The organism is Shewanella sp. ULN5 (assembly GCF_030731885.1).
In the GTDB taxonomy this organism is placed as follows: Bacteria; Pseudomonadota; Gammaproteobacteria; order Enterobacterales; family Shewanellaceae; genus Shewanella; species Shewanella holmiensis.
In genome coordinates, this window is sequence record NZ_JAPJEE010000024.1 from 1 (window position 1) to 22,191 (window position 22,191).

At 39.7% G+C, this 22,191-nt stretch carries 19 protein-coding genes; 15 read left to right on the plus strand and 4 right to left on the minus strand.

The annotated features are described in order from the left end of the window. The first annotated feature begins 707 nt into the window (after positions 1–707). Positions 708–959: a YkgJ family cysteine cluster protein gene (locus ORI98_RS16895; protein ID WP_261299964.1), complete on the plus strand. Its 252-nt coding sequence runs from the start codon at positions 708–710 to the stop codon at positions 957–959. 31 nt (positions 960–990) lie between these two features. Next, entirely contained in the window at positions 991–1,446 is a 456-nt protein-coding gene (locus ORI98_RS16900) for an Rrf2 family transcriptional regulator (RefSeq protein ID WP_306135998.1), read from the plus strand. Here the strand turns inward: ORI98_RS16900 and ORI98_RS16905 are convergent. From ORI98_RS16905 to gpmM, 4 genes are read right to left on the minus strand one after another with little or no spacing between them, the layout of a single operon-like run. Then, a complete protein-coding gene (locus ORI98_RS16905) occupies positions 1,421–2,176 on the minus strand; it encodes a divergent polysaccharide deacetylase family protein (RefSeq protein WP_306135999.1) in 756 nt (251 codons plus the stop codon). The genes ORI98_RS16900 and ORI98_RS16905 overlap by 26 nt on opposite strands. Before the next feature lie 32 nt (positions 2,177–2,208). Beyond that, positions 2,209–3,414 carry a S41 family peptidase gene (locus ORI98_RS16910; RefSeq protein WP_306136000.1) on the minus strand — a complete coding sequence of 402 codons (1,206 nt, stop codon included), beginning with the start codon at positions 3,412–3,414 and terminating at the stop codon, positions 2,209–2,211. Between the two features lie 35 nt (positions 3,415–3,449). Then, complete coding sequence (locus ORI98_RS16915) at positions 3,450–4,583, minus strand: murein hydrolase activator EnvC (RefSeq protein ID WP_306136001.1); 1,134 nt, start codon at positions 4,581–4,583, stop codon at positions 3,450–3,452. 10 nt (positions 4,584–4,593) lie between these two features. Then, the gene (gene gpmM, locus ORI98_RS16920; RefSeq protein WP_306136002.1) at positions 4,594–6,138 is read right to left on the minus strand and encodes a 2,3-bisphosphoglycerate-independent phosphoglycerate mutase; all 1,545 of its coding nucleotides are present in this window, start codon (positions 6,136–6,138) and stop codon (positions 4,594–4,596) included. A 233-nt stretch (positions 6,139–6,371) separates the two neighbouring features. Here gpmM and ORI98_RS16925 point away from each other — a divergent pair, with 233 nt between their 5' ends. The 13 genes from ORI98_RS16925 to ORI98_RS16985 all read left to right on the plus strand — a co-directional run bounded on the left by ORI98_RS16925 (position 6,372) and on the right by ORI98_RS16985 (position 22,189). After that, positions 6,372–6,806: a rhodanese-like domain-containing protein gene (locus ORI98_RS16925; RefSeq protein ID WP_261299958.1), complete on the plus strand. Its 435-nt coding sequence runs from the start codon at positions 6,372–6,374 to the stop codon at positions 6,804–6,806. Between the two features lie 199 nt (positions 6,807–7,005). Next, the gene (secB, locus tag ORI98_RS16930; RefSeq protein WP_306136003.1) at positions 7,006–7,491 is read left to right on the plus strand and encodes a protein-export chaperone SecB; all 486 of its coding nucleotides are present in this window, start codon (positions 7,006–7,008) and stop codon (positions 7,489–7,491) included. A gap of 3 nt (positions 7,492–7,494) precedes the next feature. Continuing rightward, complete coding sequence (gpsA, locus tag ORI98_RS16935; protein WP_306136004.1) at positions 7,495–8,511, plus strand: NAD(P)H-dependent glycerol-3-phosphate dehydrogenase; 1,017 nt, start codon at positions 7,495–7,497, stop codon at positions 8,509–8,511. 127 nt (positions 8,512–8,638) lie between these two features. After that, positions 8,639–9,823 (plus strand): NAD(P)/FAD-dependent oxidoreductase, encoded by a 1,185-nt coding sequence (locus ORI98_RS16940; RefSeq protein WP_261299956.1) that lies wholly within the window; start codon positions 8,639–8,641, stop codon positions 9,821–9,823. Between the two features lie 134 nt (positions 9,824–9,957). Beyond that, positions 9,958–10,785, plus strand: coding sequence for a TnsA endonuclease N-terminal domain-containing protein (locus ORI98_RS16945; protein WP_306136005.1), 828 nt, complete (start codon positions 9,958–9,960; stop codon positions 10,783–10,785). Further along, positions 10,772–12,910: a transposase gene (locus tag ORI98_RS16950; protein WP_306136006.1), complete on the plus strand. Its 2,139-nt coding sequence runs from the start codon at positions 10,772–10,774 to the stop codon at positions 12,908–12,910. The genes ORI98_RS16945 and ORI98_RS16950 overlap by 14 nt, the downstream gene beginning before the upstream one ends. Continuing rightward, positions 12,907–14,325, plus strand: coding sequence for an ATP-binding protein (locus tag ORI98_RS16955; RefSeq protein ID WP_306136007.1), 1,419 nt, complete (start codon positions 12,907–12,909; stop codon positions 14,323–14,325). Before ORI98_RS16950 ends, ORI98_RS16955 begins: the two co-directional genes overlap by 4 nt. Before the next feature lie 102 nt (positions 14,326–14,427). Then, positions 14,428–15,996, plus strand: a complete 1,569-nt coding sequence (locus ORI98_RS16960; RefSeq protein WP_306136008.1) for a TnsD family Tn7-like transposition protein — start codon at positions 14,428–14,430, stop codon at positions 15,994–15,996. Between the two features lie 144 nt (positions 15,997–16,140). Continuing rightward, positions 16,141–16,338: a helix-turn-helix domain-containing protein gene (locus ORI98_RS16965; protein WP_306136009.1), complete on the plus strand. Its 198-nt coding sequence runs from the start codon at positions 16,141–16,143 to the stop codon at positions 16,336–16,338. Then, the gene (locus ORI98_RS16970) at positions 16,335–16,922 is read left to right on the plus strand and encodes a DUF1819 family protein (RefSeq protein ID WP_306136010.1); all 588 of its coding nucleotides are present in this window, start codon (positions 16,335–16,337) and stop codon (positions 16,920–16,922) included. Before ORI98_RS16965 ends, ORI98_RS16970 begins: the two co-directional genes overlap by 4 nt. A 1-nt stretch (position 16,923) precedes the next feature. Further along, positions 16,924–17,547: a DUF1788 domain-containing protein gene (locus ORI98_RS16975; protein WP_306136011.1), complete on the plus strand. Its 624-nt coding sequence runs from the start codon at positions 16,924–16,926 to the stop codon at positions 17,545–17,547. A gap of 17 nt (positions 17,548–17,564) precedes the next feature. Further along, positions 17,565–21,131, plus strand: coding sequence for a BREX system P-loop protein BrxC (gene brxC, locus ORI98_RS16980; protein WP_306136012.1), 3,567 nt, complete (start codon positions 17,565–17,567; stop codon positions 21,129–21,131). Further along, positions 21,128–22,189, plus strand: coding sequence for an ATP/GTP-binding protein (locus ORI98_RS16985; RefSeq protein ID WP_306136013.1), 1,062 nt, complete (start codon positions 21,128–21,130; stop codon positions 22,187–22,189). Before brxC ends, ORI98_RS16985 begins: the two co-directional genes overlap by 4 nt. Positions 22,190–22,191: the final 2 nt, after the last annotated feature.

Here is a 22,191-nt window from a genome sequence, read left to right on the forward strand (position 1 = left end):
AAATCCCCACCAGAATACTGGTAGGGATTATCATTCATCTTCAAGATCGGTCAAGTGCCCTTAAACGATCGGCATTGACTCTAACGAGTGGCCTTTTTGTTTTGTGTCGAAAAATTATTTAAGTATTAGTCATTCATAGTGTGGCCGATATGCCCACATGAGAATAGGTCATTTCCAGGCGCCAAATTTCTCGTAAAGAGAGTATCAAGCCCATTGCTAACGTAACGGGCTTTTTTACATCCGAAACTTGAGCATAAAAGTAGTGTGGCCGATATGCCCACGTGAGAGTAGGTCATTTCCAGGCGCCTAATAAAACAGCAAGGCCACTCTAATGAGTGGCCTTTTTGTTTTGTGTCGAAAAATTATTATTAAGTATTAGTCATTGATAGTGTGGCCGAGATGCCCACGTGAGAATAGGTCATTTCCAGGCGCCAAATTTCTCGTAAAGAGAGTATCAAGCCCATTGCTAACGTAACGGGCTTTTTTACATCTGAAATGTGAGCATGAAAGCCGTGTGGCCGATATGCCCATGTGAGAGTAGGTCAGTTGTAGGCATCTAATAAAGCACTTAGGCAATTTTAATCGAGTTGATTTGCGTTTTTGTGGCAAATAATTTTTGTTTGCTGATAACATCTAGTGAGTTAAAAAAGTGATTAACTATCGCATTTGATTGGTATAATCTGCTATATCTCTTCACTAGGATCATTATGGACTGTCGGCTCGGATGTGGTGCATGTTGTATAGCACCTTCAATAACAACTCCCATACCTGGAATGCCTGATGGTAAGCCTGCAGGTGTGCGCTGTGTGCAACTCAGCGAAGACAATCTATGTATGATATTTGGTTCATCACTCCGACCAGCGGTTTGCAGTGGTTTTTCTGCTAGTGTAGATGTTTGTGGTACCACAAATGAACAAGCTTTATGGTTGATCACTGATTTAGAACGAGTGACATGCTAAAGTCGTCTTTTCTTTTGAGTTTGGTTTATAAATGCAATTAACTCGCTATACAGATTATGGGATCCGAATACTCATGTACCTTGCTGTACAATCAGAGCGTGAAGCTCTGTTTCGTATTGCGGAGGTGACCAAGGTTTTCGATTTATCTTCAAATCATGTTGCTAAAATTATTCATCAACTTGGTAAGTTAGGTTATTTGCAGACTATTCGGGGTAAAAGTGGTGGTTTCAAGTTAGCTATAAGTGCCAAAGAGATTAATATAGGTACTTTAGTCAGACAATTAGAGCACTCTTTAATTCCGGTTAATTGTGAAGAACCCTTTTGTAGATTTACGCCTGTTTGTAATTTGAAAGGTGTTTTAGGAAAAGCAGTTGCTGCGTATTTAGCGGTTTTAGATGGATACACTTTAGCGGATATTGTTAGTAATAAGTCTGATTTGGTTTCAACCTTACCTGATTTATCTATCTCAGTGTTTGATGTGAGCTAGTCGGGTAAATCTTGGCGATGTCCACAGCGAGTAATTCAGAAGTGTTAACTAAATTAATCCCATTCGCTTTTAATCTAGGTAAGTTAGCTTTTAAATAAGCGACTGTTTCTGGATAAGGGTGTGCGATAGCAACTAAGGTTCCTTGTTGCTTTGCTTGGGTGATTATTTGCCTAAACTGTTTCTCTAGCGCGAAATGCCTCACATCATTGTCTAAAAACACCTGTCGCTGTAATAATGGCACGCCGACATCTTTTGCTTGCACCCCTGCTTTACTGAAGCGCGTTGTCATGCTGTCAACAAAGTAGGCTTGTTTGTGCTTTAAGCTTTGCATAACCCATAACATGGGGTTTTCTAATTGGGTGAGTAAACTGCCCATATGATTATTTGCACCACGGGCAAAAGGAATATTATTAAAAGCGGCGTTTATTTCAGATTTTATTTGTTGCTCGCTCATGTCACTGGTTAATGCACCGGGTCCCAAACTATTGCCACTTAATGCCTGCATTGGTAGGTGGATCATGATCTCGTGACCTTTGTTATGACCTTCCAGTGCTAACTTTTGTCCAAGAGGAGTGTGGGGTAATACAGATAAAGTGATGTTTGTAGGCAAAGATAAAACAGCCTCATCGGTTTGACGATATCCGATATCGTCAATAATGATAGCTAAATTAGCCGCATTTAGCGGTGATAAATAGATAATTTGTAACAGTAAAATTAATAAAAAGCGCACAATGAATAAGTTTTTCTTTTTGATTTATTATTTTATCTGCCATCAATCCAAGCTATGGCAGAAGCGACTTGTTGATCGTAGCTGTTCTCTAGCAGATTCTCTGAATCGATTATAGGCACAATAGTGAGGTCAGTGACAGAAGAAATTGCGATTTCTATGTCAGGATCAATTCCCTTTTCATTAATATAATTGCCATTGGGTGTGCTGTAATTGGCAATTGTCAATTTAACTGCGGAGCTATGGCCTAACATTGGAATAATACTTTGTACTGTGCCTTTGCCAAAACTGGTTTCACCAACTAAGGTTGCACGATGATTTTCTTGTAGTGCAGCCGCTAGGACCTCCGATGCGGAAGCTGAGCCTTTATTAATTAAGACAGCCATAGGGATGTTGGTAAAGATACTTTGGTTAGATGCATAATACACTTCGTTAGCATCAAAGAAACGACCATTAGTTGAGACAATTTTACCTTTTTCTAGGAATAAATCTGCAATGCTAATAGCCTGTTCAAGTAAGCCTCCTGGGTTATTTCTAACATCCAGAATGATGCCTTTAAGAGCAATATTTTGCCACTCTTTGGCTTGTTTAACGATAGCGTCAGTGGCATCTTCTTGAAAACTGGCTAAGTGTATATAGCCGATATCACCATCAATTATTTGGCTTTCAATTGATTGAATATATACAACATCAGGTTCAAGAGTTAACAAGGCTTCTTGGTGACTATTTGTTTTTTTAAGCGTTAAATTAATGGCGAAATTATGGGTGCTGTGAAACCTGATTTCAGTTAATACCGATTGAAAATTGGTTTCATCAACCTGCGTATCGTTGAACTTAATTATTTTGTCCCCAGCCTCAATGCCGGCGCGTTCAGCTGGAGAGTTTTTAAATGGGGTGACAATTGTTATTTGACCGTCATCAGTGGCAACTTCGAAACCAAAGCCAAAATATTCACCACGATTAGCATTATTCAAGGCTTGGTATCCATCTTCACTCAAAAAGCCTGAATAAGGATCTAATTTATCAAACACACCTTTTATTGCAGCGTTAATTAGACTTTTACGGTCAACCTTATCCACGTAATAGGTTTCAATGGTGTCAATGACGTCAACTAACAGCGGGTAATCTGCATCGTAATAGATAGATTTTGGAGGTGTCTGTTCCGAGCTTGAAATGCTAAGTGATAGGGCAACACTGGCACCCAGAACAAAGCAACAGATATAACGAATAAGTTGATACATAACTGCCCCTCACGAACGGGCAGTTTGCGTCAGTTTTAGCGACAGTACCTCGCCGGATCGACCGCTTGCCCTTTATGTCTTATTTCAAAGTATAGGCTAGGTTCCGTCTGTCCACCTGAACGTCCGACTAAAGCGATAGATTCTCCGCCGTTAACATTGTCACCCGCATTTTTGAATAGGGTTTGTGCATGGCCGTATAAGCTCATATAACCTTTACCATGATCAACCACCATCACCATACCAAATCCACGTAACCAGTCGGCATAAATTACTTTGCCCGCGGCAATGGCTTTGATATTTTGGCCTTCTGGCGCAGTCAGTACCGCTCCTTTCCATTTGATTTGACCTGAACGACTACTGCCAAAGCGTTCACTTACTCGGCCCTTTGTTGGCCATTTCAGTTTGCCTTTTTGATTTGCTAAGCCATTCATTGATGGATTTGATTTTGCTGTCGCCACAGCTTGTTCCACAATGCGTTTTAAACTGGCTTCCTCAATTTGCAGTTGTTCAAGCTGGGCTCCCTTGTCGGACAATGTGCGCTGTATTTGGGTGAGGGTTTGTTGGCGTTGATTTTGCTCGTTAGCTAACTGTTTAGCTTGGTGCCTTTGGTCAACCATCACAGCATTAAGTTGTTGCTGCTTTTTTAACTGCTCATTTTGCACTTTGACCAGTTGTTCGCTGGTTGTTTTAAGTTCATTAATTGCTTTAATTCGAGCATTATTCAAATACTGGTAATAAACCAACATACGTTCAACAGTTGAAGGGTTTTGCTGATTCAGCATCATTTTGCTGTAATCGTGGTTGCCCGCTAAGTAGGCGCTGGATAACTGCTTAGATAAGGTTTTTTGTTGGCCTATTTTACTTTTATTTAAGCTTGTCTGTTTTTTTTCAAGTTCGGTTAATTGGGCGGTAATGGTTTTTAATGATACTTGGGTTTCATTAACACGTTGTGCAGCACGCGCAATCGCTTGTTCATCCTTTTTAAGTAAGGTGATTAGTTTTTCTCGTTGCTTTGAAGTGTTTTTTAAGTCATTTTGCTGCGCACTAATCTGCGTTTGAATAGACTTTAACTCAGATTGGCGTTTACTGAGGTCGGCGCCGGCGGCGTTTGCTGAAAGTATTATAAAGCCAGCAACAATGCTGGCTTTAACAAATAAACGAGTTATCACAGGTAATTAATTACTCTTGTAGGTCAATGATACAGCGGCCAGTCATTTCGCTTGGCACACTTTGCCCCATTAACGTTAACATCGTTGGTGCGATGTCACATAAGCGGCCCTTATCTTTGATAGTAGCATCACGACCGACATAGATGAAAGGAACTAATTCGCTAGTATGTGCAGTATGCGCTTGACCGGTTACTGGATCGGACATTTGCTCAGCATTTCCGTGGTCTGCCGTGATAATACATTCGCCACCCACTTTAGCGAGCGCTTCAACAACTCTGCCCACACAGGCATCAACGGCTTCACAGGCTTTTACTGCCGCGTCAAACTTACCTGTATGACCAACCATGTCACCGTTTGGATAGTTACAAATAATGACATCATATTTAGCAGACTCAATCGCATCAACCAATTTATCGGTCAATTCTGCTGAGTTCATTTCTGGCTGTAAATCATAGGTTGCGACTTTTGGTGATTCAATCAAAATGCGATCTTCACCATCAAATGGCGTTTCTTTACCGCCATTGAAGAAGAAGGTGACGTGGGCATATTTTTCAGTTTCTGAAATTCGTAGCTGAGTTTTGCCTTGCTTTTGAAGCGTCTCACCCAGTGTATTGACTAAATTGTCAGATGGGAAAGCGACAGGGACGTTAATGTCAGCGGCGTATTCTGTTAGCATCACAAAGTTGATTTTAGGGGTTTTGTGGCGAATAAACCCATCAAAATCAGCATTTACAAAGCTGCGAGTGATCTGACGTGCGCGGTCTGCACGAAAGTTCATGAATATTAATGCGTCATTATCATTTAATGCAGCCACTTGGCCTGTTGCATCGGTAATGGCAGATGCAGAGACGAACTCATCATTTTCATCACGCTCATACGCTGATGTTAGCGCAGTGACTGCATCGGTATATTCAAACTTACCTTTGCCTTCAGTGATTAACTCATATGCTTGTGACACTCGATCCCAGCGGTTATCTCGATCTAGTGCAAAATAACGACCGATTAATGAAGCAACGCTACCCGTGCCAAGCTCACTAAATAACGCGTTGAAGTGTTCGATACTGCCTTTTGCGCTGCGAGGAGGTGTGTCGCGGCCATCTAAAAATGCATGTAAGTAAACAGCTTTAGCTCCACGAGCAACAGCCATTCGGCACATTGCTTCAATATGCTCTTCATGGCTATGTACACCACCGGGTGACAATAATCCCATAATGTGGACCGCACCATCAGCGGCGATTGCTTTATCCACCGCCTCTACTAAAGCAGGGTTTTGTTCAAACTCATGGTCAGCAATTGCTTTACTGATACGAGTCAGCTCTTGATAAACGATACGGCCAGACCCGATGTTGATATGGCCCACTTCAGAGTTGCCCATTTGACCATCAGGTAAACCGACATCTAAACCAGAACCAGAGATTAAGCTATTTGCATATGTCGCCGTTAACTTATCTAAAACGGGAGTGTTGGCATGAAAAATCGCATTATCTTGCGGATTTTCACGGTAGCCCCACCCATCTAAAATAAGTAACGCCAACGGACGTTTTGTCGTCGTCATGGATATACCCTCAAAGTGAAAAAATAGAAATTAAAAATGAAATTGGACAAATATTACTACTTATCCGCAGTGGGAAACAGACTTAGGTTCGATATCGGGGCTGCTGATGATTAAATTTCATTGATGTGTGCGTTTATCTGCAGTTAAGCACGTTAGACAGGTGAAAACTGTTGCTTAAATCGATATACTCTTGGCCAAATTAATCTTAGCTCAATCCTTTATAGGCAGTGATCATGCAAGAATATATCGAATTTTTAAGAGCAAACCCAATGTTGTCATTAGCTTGGGCTGGCTTATTTGTTGCTTTGATTGTAACAACATTCAAATCCAGCACATCAAAAGTAAAGAATGTAAATAATCACGAACTGACTTTGATGATGAATAAGCAAGACGCGAAAGTCATTGATGTACGTGGAAAAGAAGAGTTTAAAAAGGGCCATATCGTTGATGCGCTTAATGTTCCTTTGTCTGAAATTAAAAATAATCAAGCCACGAGTCTTGAAAAGTTTAAAAGCAGCCCCATTATATTAGTATGTAACGCTGGCATGACATCATCTCAAGCAGCTCAGCTTCTTGTTAAGCAAGGCTTTGAAAATGTTCATAACCTTAAAGGTGGTATGGGCGACTGGCAATCAGCAAATATGCCAGTAGTAAAAAGCAAGAGATAGTCGTAAGGTTTATCATATTGAAGTAAAACACAGTGTTGGTAACATCATCAGCACTTTTGATCCTGCTTGCCAAAAGAGCTTTTTCAGTTTTTAGCAGTGCGATCGACTTGAGGTAAAAGCGAAATTATTTTCGTTGTAAACCCAACATCATATTCGCTCCATAGAGAAAGCGAAAAATAACATAGATAGGTAGGAAATCATGGCTGAAGCAGTAGCAAACAACGAAGCAAGTGCACCACAATTTAACATTCAGCGCGTATATACAAAGGATTTGTCTTTTGAAACGCCAAACAGCCCAGCTGTTTTCCAAAAAGAATGGAACCCAGAAGTAAAGTTAGACTTAGACACTCGCAGTGCAAAGTTATCTGACGACACTTATGAAGTGGTACTTTCTTTAACTGTAACCGCTAAAAATGGTGACGAAACCGCATTTTTATGTGAAGTACAACAAGCAGGTATCTTCTCAATTGTAGGCTTAACTGAGCCACAACTTGCTCACTCTTTAGGTGCGTACTGCCCGAACGTACTTTTCCCATATGCGCGTGAAACCGTATCTGGTCTAGTTGCTCGTGGTACTTTCCCACAACTTAACTTAGCGCCAGTGAACTTTGATGCATTATTTGCTCAATACGTTCAACAGCGTCAAGCCGCCGCTGCAGCAGCACCAGCTGAAGCAAACGCATAAGTGATGAATAACGCTGCCGAAATAACGGTATTAGGGGCGGGGTCTTACGGCACCGCCCTTGCTATTTCTTTAGCAAGCAACGGTCATAAAACCTTGTTATGGGGGCATGACCCTCAGCGTATGCAAGCGTTAGCTGACTCTCGTAGCAATGAAGCTTATTTGCCAGGCATTCAATTTCCTGATTGTTTACAAATCGAGCCAGATTTAGCCAAAGCTTTAGCCGCCAGCAAGAATATTTTGGTCGTCGTACCCAGTCATGTCTTTGGGGACGTACTTAAGCAGGCTAAACCGTTATTGCGCAGCGATGCACGTATTGTATGGGCAACCAAAGGCTTAGAGCCTGAAACAGGTCGTTTATTACAGGACGTTGCAAGAGAGCAGCTTGGTGAGCAATATCCACTAGCCGTGTTATCAGGCCCTACATTTGCTAAAGAGCTTGCAGCAGGATTACCTACAGCGATATCGGTAGCAGGCACTTGCCCAGAATTTACCCATGAACTTGTAGAATTATTACACAGTCCTAAGCGGTTACGGGTGTATGCCAATGATGATTTTACTGGTATCCAACTGGGGGGCGCAGTTAAAAATGTCATCGCAATTGGTGCTGGTATGTCTGATGGTATCGGGTTTGGTGCTAACGCTCGTACCGCATTAATTACTCGAGGTTTAGTCGAGCTATCGCGTTTAGGTGAAGCCTTAGGTGCAGATGCCTCAACTTTTATCGGTATGGCTGGTTTGGGTGATTTAGTGCTGACCTGTACTGATAATCAATCTCGAAATCGCCGCTTTGGTTTAGCATTAGGCCAAGGTAAAGATGTGCACAGTGCACAAGCTGAGATTGGGCAAGTGGTTGAAGGTTATCGCAATACCAAAGAGGTTTACACTCTGGCAAAGCGTTTGGGGGTAGAAATGCCTATCACTGAACAAATTTATCAAGTGTTATATCAAGGTAAAGCCCCTGTCGATGCGGCAAAAGAGTTGTTAAGCCGAGACAAAAAATCGGAAACGATAAAGAAGTAGTCTAGACGAAACTCTCGCTCTTAAAATCACACTAAGGATGCTAAAATAGCATCCTTTTTTGTATCTGAACGTTTTTGTCAGTCAAACCAGAATGCAAAACAACTAACAGTTTATATGAGGCAATAACGTGAAACATCATGATGTAATCATTATCGGCGCGGGTGCAGCAGGGTTAATGTGTGCAGCAACGGCAGGTTATCGTGGTCGTGATGTGCTTGTGCTCGATAATGCAAAGCAAGCCGGGCGTAAAATTCTGATCAGTGGCGGTGGCCGATGTAACTTCACTAACCAGAAGGTAGAACCGGCTAACTTTATTTGTGGCAACCCTCATTTTGTAAAATCGGCATTGGCCCGTTATCGTTCAAGTGATTTTATCGAGTTAGTTGAGCGCCATGGTATTGAATACCATGAACGTGATCACGGGCAATTATTCTGTAATGATTCCGCCAAAGACATCGTCACTATGCTGCTGACCGAATGTGAATGGGCGGGTAATAAGATCCAACTGCGCACAGAAATTACCTCAGTGACTCAGCAAGATAATGGGCGTTTTACACTCATCACCTCAAATGGCGACTTTAGCTGCGAGTCATTGGTTATCGCCACTGGCGGTTTATCTATGCCTAAATTGGGGGCGACGCCTTATGGCTACAAACTTGCTGAGCAATTTGGTTTAAAAGTCTTACCGACTCAGGCTGGGCTTGTACCATTTACCTGGCATGCAGCACAAAAAATAAGATTTGAGCCTTTATCTGGCATAGCTGTACCATCAACCATTACCGCTGCCGATGGCACTCAATTCTCTGAAGCCTTATTATTTACTCACCGTGGGCTATCAGGCCCTGCGGTGTTGCAAATATCTAATTACTGGCATCCTGGTGAGGCTATTTCAATCAATTTATTACCGGGTGAAAACGCCTTAGACAAAATCGAACTTGCATTAAAAAACCATCCTAAACAGAGTCTGCGTAATACCCTCAGCCATTGGCTACCCAAACGATTAGTTGAAGCCTTGTTTGATGAAGCTCAATTAGATAAAGCCTTAAATCAACTTGGACATGGCGAGCGTGAAGTTCTGGCTTGTGCGTTGAATAACTGGTCTATTGTCATGAATGGCACAGAGGGCTATCGCACCGCTGAGGTAACGTTAGGTGGGGTTGATACTAATGAGTTGTCATCTAAAACCATGCAGGCAAATAATGTCGCCGGATTATTCTTTATTGGTGAAGTGATGGATGTCAGCGGTTGGCTAGGAGGGTTCAACTTTCAATGGGCATGGGCCTCTGGCGTCGCTGCGGGGATGGCGGTTTAGTTTTTGTGTAGAGACAATAAAGTTTGCCCGTAAGCACTAAAGTTTGCCCGTAAGAATGTTTTAAGATAATAAAGTTTGCCCGTAGTGGCTTTTGGTACTATGCTTTTTCTGAATGGAATATATCAGGAAATGTTATGTCGCGCGGAAGAAAACTTGAATCCTTTAAAGATTATCAGCGAGCATTAAAAAATAAGTATGGAATTGGACAAGGTTCCGCTTATAAACCGTGGCTTGAAACCAAGGATGTAAAAGGTCATGGTACTAGATCGATAATTTTTGGGAGAAAGTCTCAACGAAGTCATCATATGATGTCTTCAATTGAAACTCAGTTATTCCATTTAGCTGAGTTCTCTGACAGCATTGTCGATATAAGAGAGCAGTTCCCTATTTTACCACTTAACTACACGCAGAAGGTCGCGAGTATGTTGGGTGTTAAGCATCCGACCCATCCCAAAACTAAAGAACCCATCATTATGACAACGGATCAGTTACTTACGATTGATTCTACTCAAGGTATTTCATACCTCGCCATTTCAGTTAAGCCTGAAAGTGAATCTGATGAACAACGAGTACTCGAAAAGATTGATATTGAAAGAGTGTGTTGGGAACTGCTGGGAGTTAAGTTTAGTTACTTCACTGGTAATGAATTAACTAGAATCCAAAGCCGTAACCTTGCTTGGGCAACAGCCCCTTTCCGTGAAAATCCAACTCGTTTTTCTGATGAACAGATAAGAAGTACTTTAGCGGTTATCAAGGTTGGGCAATATTTCTTCGAAGATCTTTGTAATAAATTGATTTTAATGAATATAGCTTCACACGATGAGGCTCAATTACTTATTCGCTATTTAATTGCAGATAAGTTCATTGATGTGGATTTATCATCATATATCCCTGAACTAGGGATTTTAGGTGTCAAATCGATTGCAGTTATGCAAAGAGGCGTTATGAATGGAACTTCCTAGAAACAGTGTTTGGGAGTTAACAGGCTCCGATTTAGCTGAAGATGGTTTATATCGAGTTTTAGACATTATGCATGATGTTGAATCTGTCATCATATTTTCCCTTAATACTCAGTCACCAACCTCTCGGCCTTTGGCTATTTCTATGGAAGCATTTATTGAACATATAAAAAGTAAGAAAGCCAAAAAATCGGAGTTTACTTTACCAACTTTTCTTTTGGTCGCAGAGGAGAATATCCCTGAGGATCATATTACGCGTAGAGATAAAAACTATGGGCTAATTGAGGGTATTGTTTCCGATCGGGCTTTTGTGTTCGATTACGCGACTAAAAAACGTGTTCCACATCTTGCAGAGTATGCGAAAACAGTAAATATCGATCGTAAAGCTTTGTCCCGACTTCTAACGCAATATTGGCGTTATGGTCAGGATAAAATGGCTCTTCTTCCAGCATTTTCTAAAAGCGGCGGTTTTGGAAAGGATAGAAAGCCAACAGACAAGCCACTTGGCGCTCCTAAGCAACCAAGAACGGTAGCGGTCCAAAGAGCTGCTAAATACATAATTACAGATATCGATAAAAGTAAGTTTAAGAAAGCACTTAAAAAGTACTACCTAAAGCAGACCTGTCTGACGTTATCAAAAACCTATAAAAACATGCTAAAAGATAGTTATGCTGATGAAGTACGTATTGCGAATGCATGCGGTAAACCGCCTTGTGTACCCACACTCAAGCAGTTTAATTATTGGTCAAAGAAAATATTTACCAAAGATGAGTCTATTAAGGGCAGGACAACTGAAAATGATCATCTAAGGAATAAAAGAGGTTTATTAGGAAGTGTTATTCAGGATAGCTATTTACCTGGAACTCACTTTGAGATCGATGCAACTGTTGCTGATGTTCATATTGTTTCTGAATTGGGGTCGCAGCATATATTAGGTAGACCAACAATCTACATTGTTATCGACAGAGCTAGCCGGATGATAGTTGGTATGCATGTATCACTCTTCCATGCCTCATGGCGTGCAGCTAGACAAGCTTTAGCAAACAGTTTCCTACCTAAATCCCGCTACTGCAAAGAATTTGGTGTAGATATCGATGATTCAGAGTGGCCTTGTTCACATATTCCAAAGGAACTGGTTTGTGATAATGGTGAAATGATTGGCTTACAGCCTAAGAAAGCACTAAATCCAATGACTAAGCTTTCTTTTACTCCCCCTTACAGGCCTGAGTGTAAAGGAGTGGTTGAGAAACGTTTTGATATTGTAAATAATGAAGTTATTCATGAATTTTTAGGTACCACTCGAGGTGGTAATATTGTCAGAGGTAGCAGAGACCCTAGAAAGGATGCTATCTACACTTTAAAAGAAGTGACTACTGAAATAATAAAAGCCATTCTAGAGCATAATAGATCCATTTTTGACGACTTAGCTTTTTCAAGTCCGTTATTAGTCGAAAATGACTTATCACCAACACCAATCAATTATTGGAAGATTCATCTTGCTAAGCATAAACATGAGCTTCAAGCCGCACTTCCTCATGACGTTATAGCTCGTTTACTTCCTCCTGCTGAAGTCAGTATGACACGCAGCGGTATACATTTTAATGGATTGTATTATTCATGTTCAGAAGTTGAGGAACGTAATTTAGCATCTGTTGCGAGGTCGTCAGGTCAATGGCGATTAGAAGCTCGAATTGATGAAAATACTACCAATCACATTTATGTGAGGCTAGATAAAAATCATGGTTTTACACTTTGCCATTTGCTGCCTCGTAGCCGCATGTTTAAAGATAAATTTATGTATGAATCTGATTTTATTCAAGACTGGCTAGACTCCAAAAAAGAGCTAAGCCCTATAAGCGTAGAATCTATTGATGATCACCAAAATCGTCAACTGATGACTAAAAATGCTAAAGAACGAAGTAAGAGCTCTGAAAATATATCGTTCGCTGAAAAAACTAAAAATGTACGCCAACGTCGCAAAGATGAATTGACAGCAACTACTAATATGCTTCAACAAATTACAGAAAGCCAAGAAACTGTCGACTATTCCTCATCAAATGAAATCGTCGGTAAAGTCGTTTCCCTGCCAATTGGAAGAAAAAGAAGAACAAACGGAGATCCATCATGAGAACGGATAAAGCAATTTACCATGATGCAATCCTGCCAGAGCACCAAGGTAATCCACTTATAGAAGCCCTTCGCCCTAAGCTTCCTTGGGAAGCGGTGATGGCAGATTTCAGTAATTACCCAGATTATGCTGAAGATATAGCTGATCATATAAACCCTTTAGTTCGTGATGAGTACTTAAATAGAATTGAAGAACTTAGGCAGCCTTTGACAGACTATGAAGCCTGTTTTAGAGCGATAGAAAGAGCAATTAAAAAGGGATATTCAGCTAAAAACCCACTCAGTCCAACCACTGCACAGTATTTACATTATTTGGTTGACGAAAGACCAGAGATAGAGCCTAGAACAGGCTTCTTTCAGCCCAAAGGAGAAGGTTTAACGCTAATTGGGGAAAGTGGTGTAGGCAAAACATCTATGCTTGAGCAAGTGCTTAGCTACTTTCCTAGTGTAATTGAGCATGACTCATACAAAGACCGTCCTTTGGCTGTTAGGAAGCAAGTTGTTTGGATTAAGGTGGATTGTCCAAGCAATTCAAGCGTAAGAGATTTGTGTGAAGAAATTTTAGCTTCGTTTGATCTTTTATTAGATAGAGAAAAGACTAAACCAGCCGGGACTATTGGCGCACTGGTTCGTCAGTTAGAACAGTGCATTAAATCTAGTTTTCTTGGGATGTTGGTTATAGATGAGATGCAAAACTTACAGTTTAAACGAACCGGTGGTGAAAATAATCTACTTAGATTTTTGCATCGGTTAGTGAATAAATTAGGAGTACCACTTTTCTTTGTTGCTAACCCTCCATTTGATCTGACCTTAGTTAAAGAGCTAAAAGCCGCTAGGCGAGCTGAAAGTGGGTATCACCATACAATGTCAGTTCTTGCGAAGGAGAGTGATTCGTGGAAAGCATTCATTGCCCAGCTTTGGAACTACCAATGGACTAATGTATACACAGAGTTGACTGATGAGCTTAATAACTCACTTCACCTACTATCTGTAGGTAATATTGATATGGCGAGCCGCACTTATCGAGAGGCGCAACGCTTAGTGATAGGTAGTGACGATGAGAGAATTACAGTATCAACCCTGGAAGCGGGTAATGCCATTGCATGTGGTTTATCACGACAAACCAATGAAGTTAAAGAGTTAATAAGTGCTATTGTGTTGCCAACGGGAAAACAGCGTCGCAGCACAAAAGTTGATCCACAAAAAGTGCTCACTGTAGATAAAACTGGCGATATCACAAAACCGCAGCACCCAGAGTTTTCCTCTAAACTGATTGAGTTACTGGGTGCAGTTGATTTACTCGATAGAATAAAAGATCCTGATATATTTCAACAGGCCGCAGGGCTAGAAGATCCCATTAGTTTTTTGAGGCAAAAAAAATTAATGCTTGATGATCCGTTAAATGACCTGTGTTAGCCGCCCATCGAAAAGATTATCACAACCTTAAATACTGTAATTTACATAATTTCGTCTAAAATTTAGCCATTGAGTAACTGATAATATATTTAGGGGGGAAGAATGATACTTCCCCTAGCCTTTCCTGATGAAATCTTGTTTAGCCGCATTGTCCGTCATCTCACTTTAACCGGCATGACAAGCGAGCATTACCTCTCCACTGTATTCGAAAATCATAAGGTCACTATTCACCCTTATTTGACTGCCGGACTTTCTCAACTCAGTGAGTTTAGCCTGGAGTCACCAGTTGAACTGATGAATGAGCAGACGCTTGCGCCTTTGTTTATTCATTTTTTGCCATCTTATCAATCAACTATTTCATCAGGGCTAGTGTCTAGTAACGCAGCTTATGCCATCAGGGCTTGTCAGTTAGCCAGCGTCAAAGAAAAAGAGTCTTTATCCATTAAGTTTTGTCCCCAATGTGCAATAGAAAATATCCAAGAGTTTGGTACATCGTATTGGCACCGTTCTCATCAAATTCCAGGTATCGAGTCCTGCTATAAGCATCAAGTATGGCTAGTTCATCTTCCCCTCGTTGAAAGGTCAAAGCTTAGCCATGGTTTCTTACCTCAAGTAGATATAAGCCCAAAACAAAGTAGTTCACTTAGCTATGAGTTAGCAAAATATGCTGCCAGTTACCTTAACTGTGTAAGCAAAAACAATCAGAGCTTCAATGTGAAAGACATAATAACCAAGCTCGATAAATTAGGTTTTGTCACTAAAGATGGTTATTTTCGTAGAAAGAGACTAGTCGAAGATTTCTATCAATTTACTCAAAACCTAGCTTACCAGTCACAACATCTGTTACCTGAGTCATCAACAGATTTTAGATATGTTTCGTATTTGCTGTCAGGTAAGGTTTCTCAACATCCATTTAAATACCTCTTGTTGGAATTCTGGCTATCTAAGCATTTACCTTGTGAAGAACATAATGAGCCTGTGCCGGAAGACTCCGCTCCAGCAGAGCTACTTGAAAGCAAGTGCATTACATTGCTGAATCAAGGTGAATCGATGGCAAGTGTGGGGCGGCTTATTGGTAAAAGCCGTTGTTATGTTAAAGCCCTCGCATTAAGGCTTAATATCCCCGTTAGCCTTAAACCTAAACAGATAACCGAGGATATGAAATCCAAGATTATGTTTCTCGCCAGAAAAGGCTTTCATCGCAATGCAATTGCTAAACGAGTAGGCATATCTGTAGGGAGTGTTGAACAGCAAATCTCTACTTCACCAGAGTTAGTTCAATGGCGTAAACAATGCCGGCATGAGTCTAAAAGACGAAGATACAAGCTTCAAATCACCCGTTTTATCCAGCGTAAACCAAAGGCTATTCGACAACAGATTAAGTCCTCATGTAATGCTGCTTTTTTTTGGCTATATGCATATGAAAAACCATGGCTAGAGTCGCAGCTTCCTAAAGCTCAAAAACAGGTTGCCAAACCAAGGGTTGATTGGCAACAACGTGACGCTATGTTAGTCGATAAGGTTATATCGATTATGCAACAACATAACAACCAATTATCACGAACCCAATTGGATAAACGACTTGGTGGTCACAATTGGTTAACCAAAAACAAGCACAAACTTCCAAGAACGTTAATGACATATCAAAGTTTGCTCAAAGAAAAGCGATAATAAAGAACTACCTATATTTGTATTCCTTATTATGACCTAGATCATATCTAACCCGTCCAAATCCGACTCAATCCAATATACACTTTAAGCTAAATATGTCATATTGCAGCATAGAATTAATTGAATATTAAGCATGGTTTTTAGATGACCCAAAGATGGCTTTCAGTAGAAGAAATAGCAACTCACCTTGGTGTGAGTAAAGACACTGTCTACGCATGGCGAGAGAGAAAAGGCTTGCCTGCGCATAGGGTTGGTAGATTCTGGAAATTCAAGATATCTGAAGTAGATGATTGGGTACGTAATGGTAGTGCTTCGGATTCATCAGAAGGCGCAAATGTATGAGCACTAAAAATAAATTATCTCTTACATTAAGACCTGCAATGATTCATGAATGTCTAGTTGTTGCAGAAGAGTACAATAAATTTAAAGACTGGAGTCAAGTTCGCGAAGAAGTGCTCGGTAACAACCTATTACAAGCTAGAACAGAAAGCACGTTAAAAACTATATATGGTGAGGTTTCTAAACGCCTTAAAAACTTAACTGATGCAGAATTAGCTTTAATGAATTACTCAGAGAGTGATGCCCAACATCTAGTGTGGTTAGCAATCTGTCGCGAGTATTTATTTACACGTCAATTCGCTGTTGAAGTGTTATCTGGGTACTTTGATAAAAGTCGATTCCAGCTATATTCAGAAGATTACGATGCCTTTTTAAATGCGAAAGCTGAGTGGCATGAAAATTTAGATAATATTACTCAAAAATCAAGATACAAGTCTCAGCAAATAATGTTCAAAATGCTTGTTGAATGTGGCTTAGCAACCAAAAATAAAGAAATTTTGCATCAGAACCTTTCCCCACAGGTTAAAGCAGTTATCGTAGAAAAAAATCCTGATGACTTAGCAATATTTCCAGGAGAATATCACTAATATGTCAGGAAAGTTTAATAGTGTTTTAACTAAAGAAAATCTCAAAGATGCATACGTACACTTAACTGAAGTGTTAGTTAGTTATTCATTTCGCAAAATGGAAGGGCTAAATGGCGACATACCTTTCCATATATGTCCGTTTCAACCTTTACTGCAAAATGAAATTAATCTACTCATCAAGCAAATAAAAAACTACTTAGCCGATTCGCAAGTCAAAGTACTCGAAATAAACTTGTATGATTTGGTTGTTGATATTTGCAAAGAAGAAGGCGACTGGGATTGGCTATTAGAAAATGAAGCCACAATGTCCAAGCAAGAATTTAAAGAAGAAATTCAAGGTATTATTGATACCAATACCATTTTGATACCAGCTATTGTAGAACGAATGGAAAATGCCGATTTCGATATTCTAATGATCACTGGTGTGGGTGAGGTTTATCCATATATTCGCTCTAGTAACCTATTAGAGAATCTTCAAATTAAGGCGAAAGAAAAGCCTACGCTCATGTTTTATCCAGGCCAGTATAAGCATTCGGTTGAAAAAGGATCTTCACTTATTCTTTTTGGAACATTAGAAGATGATAAGTACTACAGAGCCTTTAACATACTAGACCAAGCTATTTAAGGATTAAGCAGAACATTATGAATTTATCACAATTATTTGCCAAAGAAGTCGACAGACCAATTGAAGGCGTTATCAAAGCTGATGACGATGTTGCTTTATATCTTGAATTACGCGAATACGTTATTACAAAAGAAATATCGAAAAGGCTTGAAGAGTTCCTAGAGGCTTACCTCAATTACAGCGGTGCTAACGGTGTTTGGGTGTCGGGCTTCTTCGGCTCGGGTAAATCTCATTTATTAAAAATGCTAGCGTACCTACTTGAAAATAATGATATTGATGGTGAGTACCCATTAGATGTTTTTCTTAAAAAAAACTTCTTAAAAGAAGGGGGGATTTTTGCAGGCAATTTAAAACGTGCGGTAGCAATTCCGTCTGAAAGTATCTTATTTAACATTGATCAAAAAGCAGATGTTATAAGTAAAACCGAACTAGATGCCTTAATCGCAGTATTTGTGAAAGTGTTCGATGAACATTGTGGTTTTTATGGTAAACAAGCCTACATAGCTCAGTTTGAGAGAGAGTTAAAAGGTGATGGCTTGTTAGATGAGTTCATTAAAGTATTTGAGTCTACCAGTGGCATGGAATGGACGAAAGGTCGTGCAAGAGCAAAGAGAATGGCCGACTCGGTTGATAAAGCATACAACCAAGTTTCGGGTCAATCGGTTAGTGGAATTCTAGACAAGTACCGAGATGATTATAGGCTTTCAATTGAAGATTTTGCTGAGCAGGTTCAAGACTATATTGATAAACAAGAAGTAGGTTTTCGATTAAACTTCTTTATTGATGAGGTGGGGCAGTATATTGCTGGTAACACCAAACTCATGACAAACTTGCAAACGGTTGCCGAGAGCTTAGCAACAAAGTGCAAAGGCCAAGCTTGGGTAATTGTTACGGCTCAAGAAGATATGAGCAAAGTTATTGGTCAAGCCGATCAAGATAGTGAAAATGACTTTACCAAAATTCAAGCTCGCTTTAAAAACCGAATGAAGCTTACTAGCCAAGATGTGGCTGAAGTTATTCAGCGCCGCTTACTTGAAAAGAAAGATGAGTTCGTTCCGACATTAACTGACTTATTTAACGAGCAACACAATAACTTCAAAACGCTGTTTGATTTTTCTGATGGTTCTCAAACCTATAGAAACTTTAAAGACAAAGATCACTTTGTAGAGAGTTACCCTTTCGTTCCATATCAATTTGGGCTTTTCCAATCTGCTATTCAAAACCTTTCATCGCATAGTGCTTTTGAAGGTAAACACAGCTCAGTAGGTGAACGCTCAATGCTTGGTGTTTTCCAAGACGTAGCTATTGCAATAAAAGATCATCAATTGGGTGAGCTTGCTACCTTCGACCTTATGTTTGAAGGCATAAGAAAGGCATTAAAAACCGCGAATCAGCAGTCAATTTTAAAAGCTGAACTAAATGTAGATAACAAATTTGCTGTTAGACTACTTAAAGCTCTTTTCTTGGTTAAATACGTTAAAGAATTCAAACCAACTATACGCAACCTTTGCGTATTAATGCACGACAGTTTCTCACGTGATATTCCGTCATTAAAGCTTGAAGTTGAAGAAGCATTAAACCTACTTGAAAAAGAAACGTATATTCAACGTAATGTCGACTTATTCGAATACTTAACGGATGAAGAGCAAGACATTGAAAAAGAAATTAAGAACACAGACATAGGCACGGATGTTGTCGCTGCTGAGCTAGAGAAGCTGATCTACGATGGTGTTCTGAAAAACCGAAAAATTCGTTGGCTAGAAAACAATCAAGACTACCCATTTAGCAGAAAACTTGATGATAAATTGTCGGGTCGTGAAAATGAATTAGCAATCAATGTGATCACTTCTTTTCATGATCATCAAGATGCCTATGAAAAGCATAGATCAGACACCTTATTTAATGACGAATTAAGAATTGTACTACCTCAAAGTGCTCGATTAGTAAGTGATTTAGTGCTTTACAAGCAAACGGAAAAGTACGTTGCGCATGAGACTAAAACCACTCAGCAAGACAGCATAAAACGTATCTTGACTGAAAAAGGCATTCAAAATCGCGAACGTTACAATCAGTTAAAAGCATTAACGTCAAAGCTTGTTGGTACGGCAAAGTATTATGTTGCAGGCGCTGAAGTAGAGCTGTCGGGTGAAGATGGCCAGAACAAAATGGTCCGTGCATTTGGTGAATTGATTAAGCACACATACCCTAACTTGAAAATGCTACGGGATATTACTTATAGCGAAAATGACATTAATGACATTATCAAGAAAGCTGGTCAAGGACTGTTAAGTGACGATACTCAACTGCCAGAAGCTCAACAGGAGATGCTCTCATTTATTCAAAGCAATAGCCGCGGTGGTATCAGAACAACGGTCAAATCGCTATTAACTAAGTTTGAAAGCAAACCTAATGGTTGGTCTTTTGCAGCAATTTTATGCAACTTAGCGTATTTATGCGCCAGAGGTAAAATTGAGGTGCGAGAGGCTACAAACTTATTGGATGACTCTGACCTAGTTCGTGCATTAAGAAATATTGCAACGCACGGTAATTTGATACTTGATCCTCAAGTAGAATTTACCCCCTCGCAAATCAGAGCCGTCAAAGATCTCTATAGTGATTACTTTGAAAAAATGGCACATGCAACCGAGGCAAAAGCAATTGCCAAAGAGTTGCAAGAGTCATTTTTGGAACAAGCAACCCAATTGGACAAATTGCTTGCTCAATCAGATCAATACCCATTCTTAAGGGCATTAGCTGATATTGTCGCTAAGCTTGGCGAGCTTAAAACAAAGCCGTATGCATGGTTTATGACCGAACTCCCCCTACAAGAAGATATCTGGTTTGATTACAAAGAAAAAACCATCGATCCCATTGTAAAGTTTATGAAGGGGGCGCAAAAAGCAACTTTTGATAAAGCTAAGCGGGTAACGACCGAGCAATTAGCAAACATTGAATATGTTATTAGCGATGAATACCAAAAAATCAAAGATGCCCTAGTAAATGCAACCATTTATAAAGGTAATGCTATTCAACAGCTTAAAACTGACACAGAGTTGCTAGAAAATAAAATAGTAGAGCAAGTGGAAATTGAGCGGACCAAAGCGATTGAAATAATAAATTTATTGAATGATCAATTAAAAAGTTTTGATGATTTCCAAACCCTAGATCAAGATAAGCAGCAACAGCTAACCTCTGAATTTACTGTTGCGAAACAAAAAATTGAACAACAATCTTTAATTGCAATGCTTAGGGACGAAGCAAGGCGTTTTGAAGATGCAACCTATGCTAAATTGGTACAAAAGTTAATAACATGGTCGCAGCCTGCACCCCAGCCTGTTACACCAGTAGATGATAGTAAAACTAACAATCAACCAGAAAATGACTTATTTGGCGGAAAAGCACAGCCTACACAATCAGTAAATGAACTTGTTAAACCTGAAATTAAAAGTATTTCAGCTAAGCAGATTAGAGTGGATTATAACAAGCCATGGCTTTCAACAGTAAATGATGTTGAAAGCTATGTAGAAGAATACAAAAAAGCGCTGTTGTCGGCCATCAAGGAAGGGAAGCATATACAGTTATGATAAATACGATTTCATTAGAAAACTTTACTTTATTTCACAATGTAAATGCTGATTTTTGTCCTGGTATCAATGTCATAATTGGTGAGAATGGAACAGGAAAAACGCAATTGTTGAAGGCTGGATATGCTGCATGTAGTACCGTAGAACAAATAGGTGCTTCATCATTAGAGGTAGATACCGTCAGGCAAAAGCTAACTGAAAGATTCGTAAGCTTATTCAAACCTTTAGATGACAAACTCGGAAAGTTGCATAGAAATGGCGCAGATAGTAATAGCAAGATCACTGTTAAATTTTCTGATGATAAAGAATTAGCGCTTAGTTTTTTTAACAACTCACAAAACTTAGCTATTACTGGTATTGGCAATCTGGATAATACAGGTGCAGCTCCTGTTTATATACCTACCAAAGAAGTACTTTCTTTTATGAAGGGCTTTACGAGCCTTTATCAGCGATTTGGATTGTCTTTTGATCAAACATACCAAGATATTTGTTTATCTCTTGATTTACCAGAGGTTAAAGCTCTAAAACTCCAAGAAAAGTCAAGATGGGCAATAGATCAAATTAATGCTGTAGTTGGTGGGCAATTCATTTTTTATGGTGGTGGGAAGGTTACATTCAAGTCTGAAAATAATGAATATTCTGCAAACGTTGTTGCTGAAGGTTTCAGAAAGGCCGGAATGCTTGCAAGACTGTTAGAAACTGGTGTTATCCAACCGGGGATTTCAGGAACTCTTTTTTGGGATGAACCAGAATCCAACTTAAATCCTAAGTTAATGGAAATGTTAGTAAAAATACTATTGGAACTTTCAAGAAATGGATTGCAAATAATTATTGCCACCCACGATTATGTTTTTCTTAAATGGTTTGATCTGTTATCTAATAAGGATAAAGGAGATCAGATTAGATACCACGCGTTATACAAAGATTTGAAAACAAAGAAAATTCAGTTAGAGCATGCTGAAAACTTTAAATCATTATCAGTAAATGCAATATCAGATACTTTCAGTGACCTTACTAAGGCACAAGTAAAGTTGAAGATGGGAGGTTTAGGTCAGTGATT

Coding starts and splice junctions, on each gene's coding strand:
- ORI98_RS16895 (WP_261299964.1), top strand. CDS start 708: ATGGACTGTCGGCTCGGATGTGGTGCATGTTGTATAGCACCTTCAATA.
- ORI98_RS16900 (WP_306135998.1), top strand. CDS start 991: ATGCAATTAACTCGCTATACAGATTATGGGATCCGAATACTCATGTAC.
- ORI98_RS16910 (WP_306136000.1), bottom strand. CDS start 3,414: ATGTATCAACTTATTCGTTATATCTGTTGCTTTGTTCTGGGTGCCAGT.
- gpmM (WP_306136002.1), bottom strand. CDS start 6,138: ATGACGACGACAAAACGTCCGTTGGCGTTACTTATTTTAGATGGGTGG.
- ORI98_RS16925 (WP_261299958.1), top strand. CDS start 6,372: ATGCAAGAATATATCGAATTTTTAAGAGCAAACCCAATGTTGTCATTA.
- secB (WP_306136003.1), top strand. CDS start 7,006: ATGGCTGAAGCAGTAGCAAACAACGAAGCAAGTGCACCACAATTTAAC.
- gpsA (WP_306136004.1), top strand. CDS start 7,495: ATGAATAACGCTGCCGAAATAACGGTATTAGGGGCGGGGTCTTACGGC.
- ORI98_RS16945 (WP_306136005.1), top strand. CDS start 9,958: ATGTCGCGCGGAAGAAAACTTGAATCCTTTAAAGATTATCAGCGAGCA.
- ORI98_RS16950 (WP_306136006.1), top strand. CDS start 10,772: ATGGAACTTCCTAGAAACAGTGTTTGGGAGTTAACAGGCTCCGATTTA.
- ORI98_RS16955 (WP_306136007.1), top strand. CDS start 12,907: ATGAGAACGGATAAAGCAATTTACCATGATGCAATCCTGCCAGAGCAC.
- ORI98_RS16960 (WP_306136008.1), top strand. CDS start 14,428: ATGATACTTCCCCTAGCCTTTCCTGATGAAATCTTGTTTAGCCGCATT.
- ORI98_RS16965 (WP_306136009.1), top strand. CDS start 16,141: ATGACCCAAAGATGGCTTTCAGTAGAAGAAATAGCAACTCACCTTGGT.
- ORI98_RS16970 (WP_306136010.1), top strand. CDS start 16,335: ATGAGCACTAAAAATAAATTATCTCTTACATTAAGACCTGCAATGATT.
- ORI98_RS16975 (WP_306136011.1), top strand. CDS start 16,924: ATGTCAGGAAAGTTTAATAGTGTTTTAACTAAAGAAAATCTCAAAGAT.
- brxC (WP_306136012.1), top strand. CDS start 17,565: ATGAATTTATCACAATTATTTGCCAAAGAAGTCGACAGACCAATTGAA.
- ORI98_RS16985 (WP_306136013.1), top strand. CDS start 21,128: ATGATAAATACGATTTCATTAGAAAACTTTACTTTATTTCACAATGTA.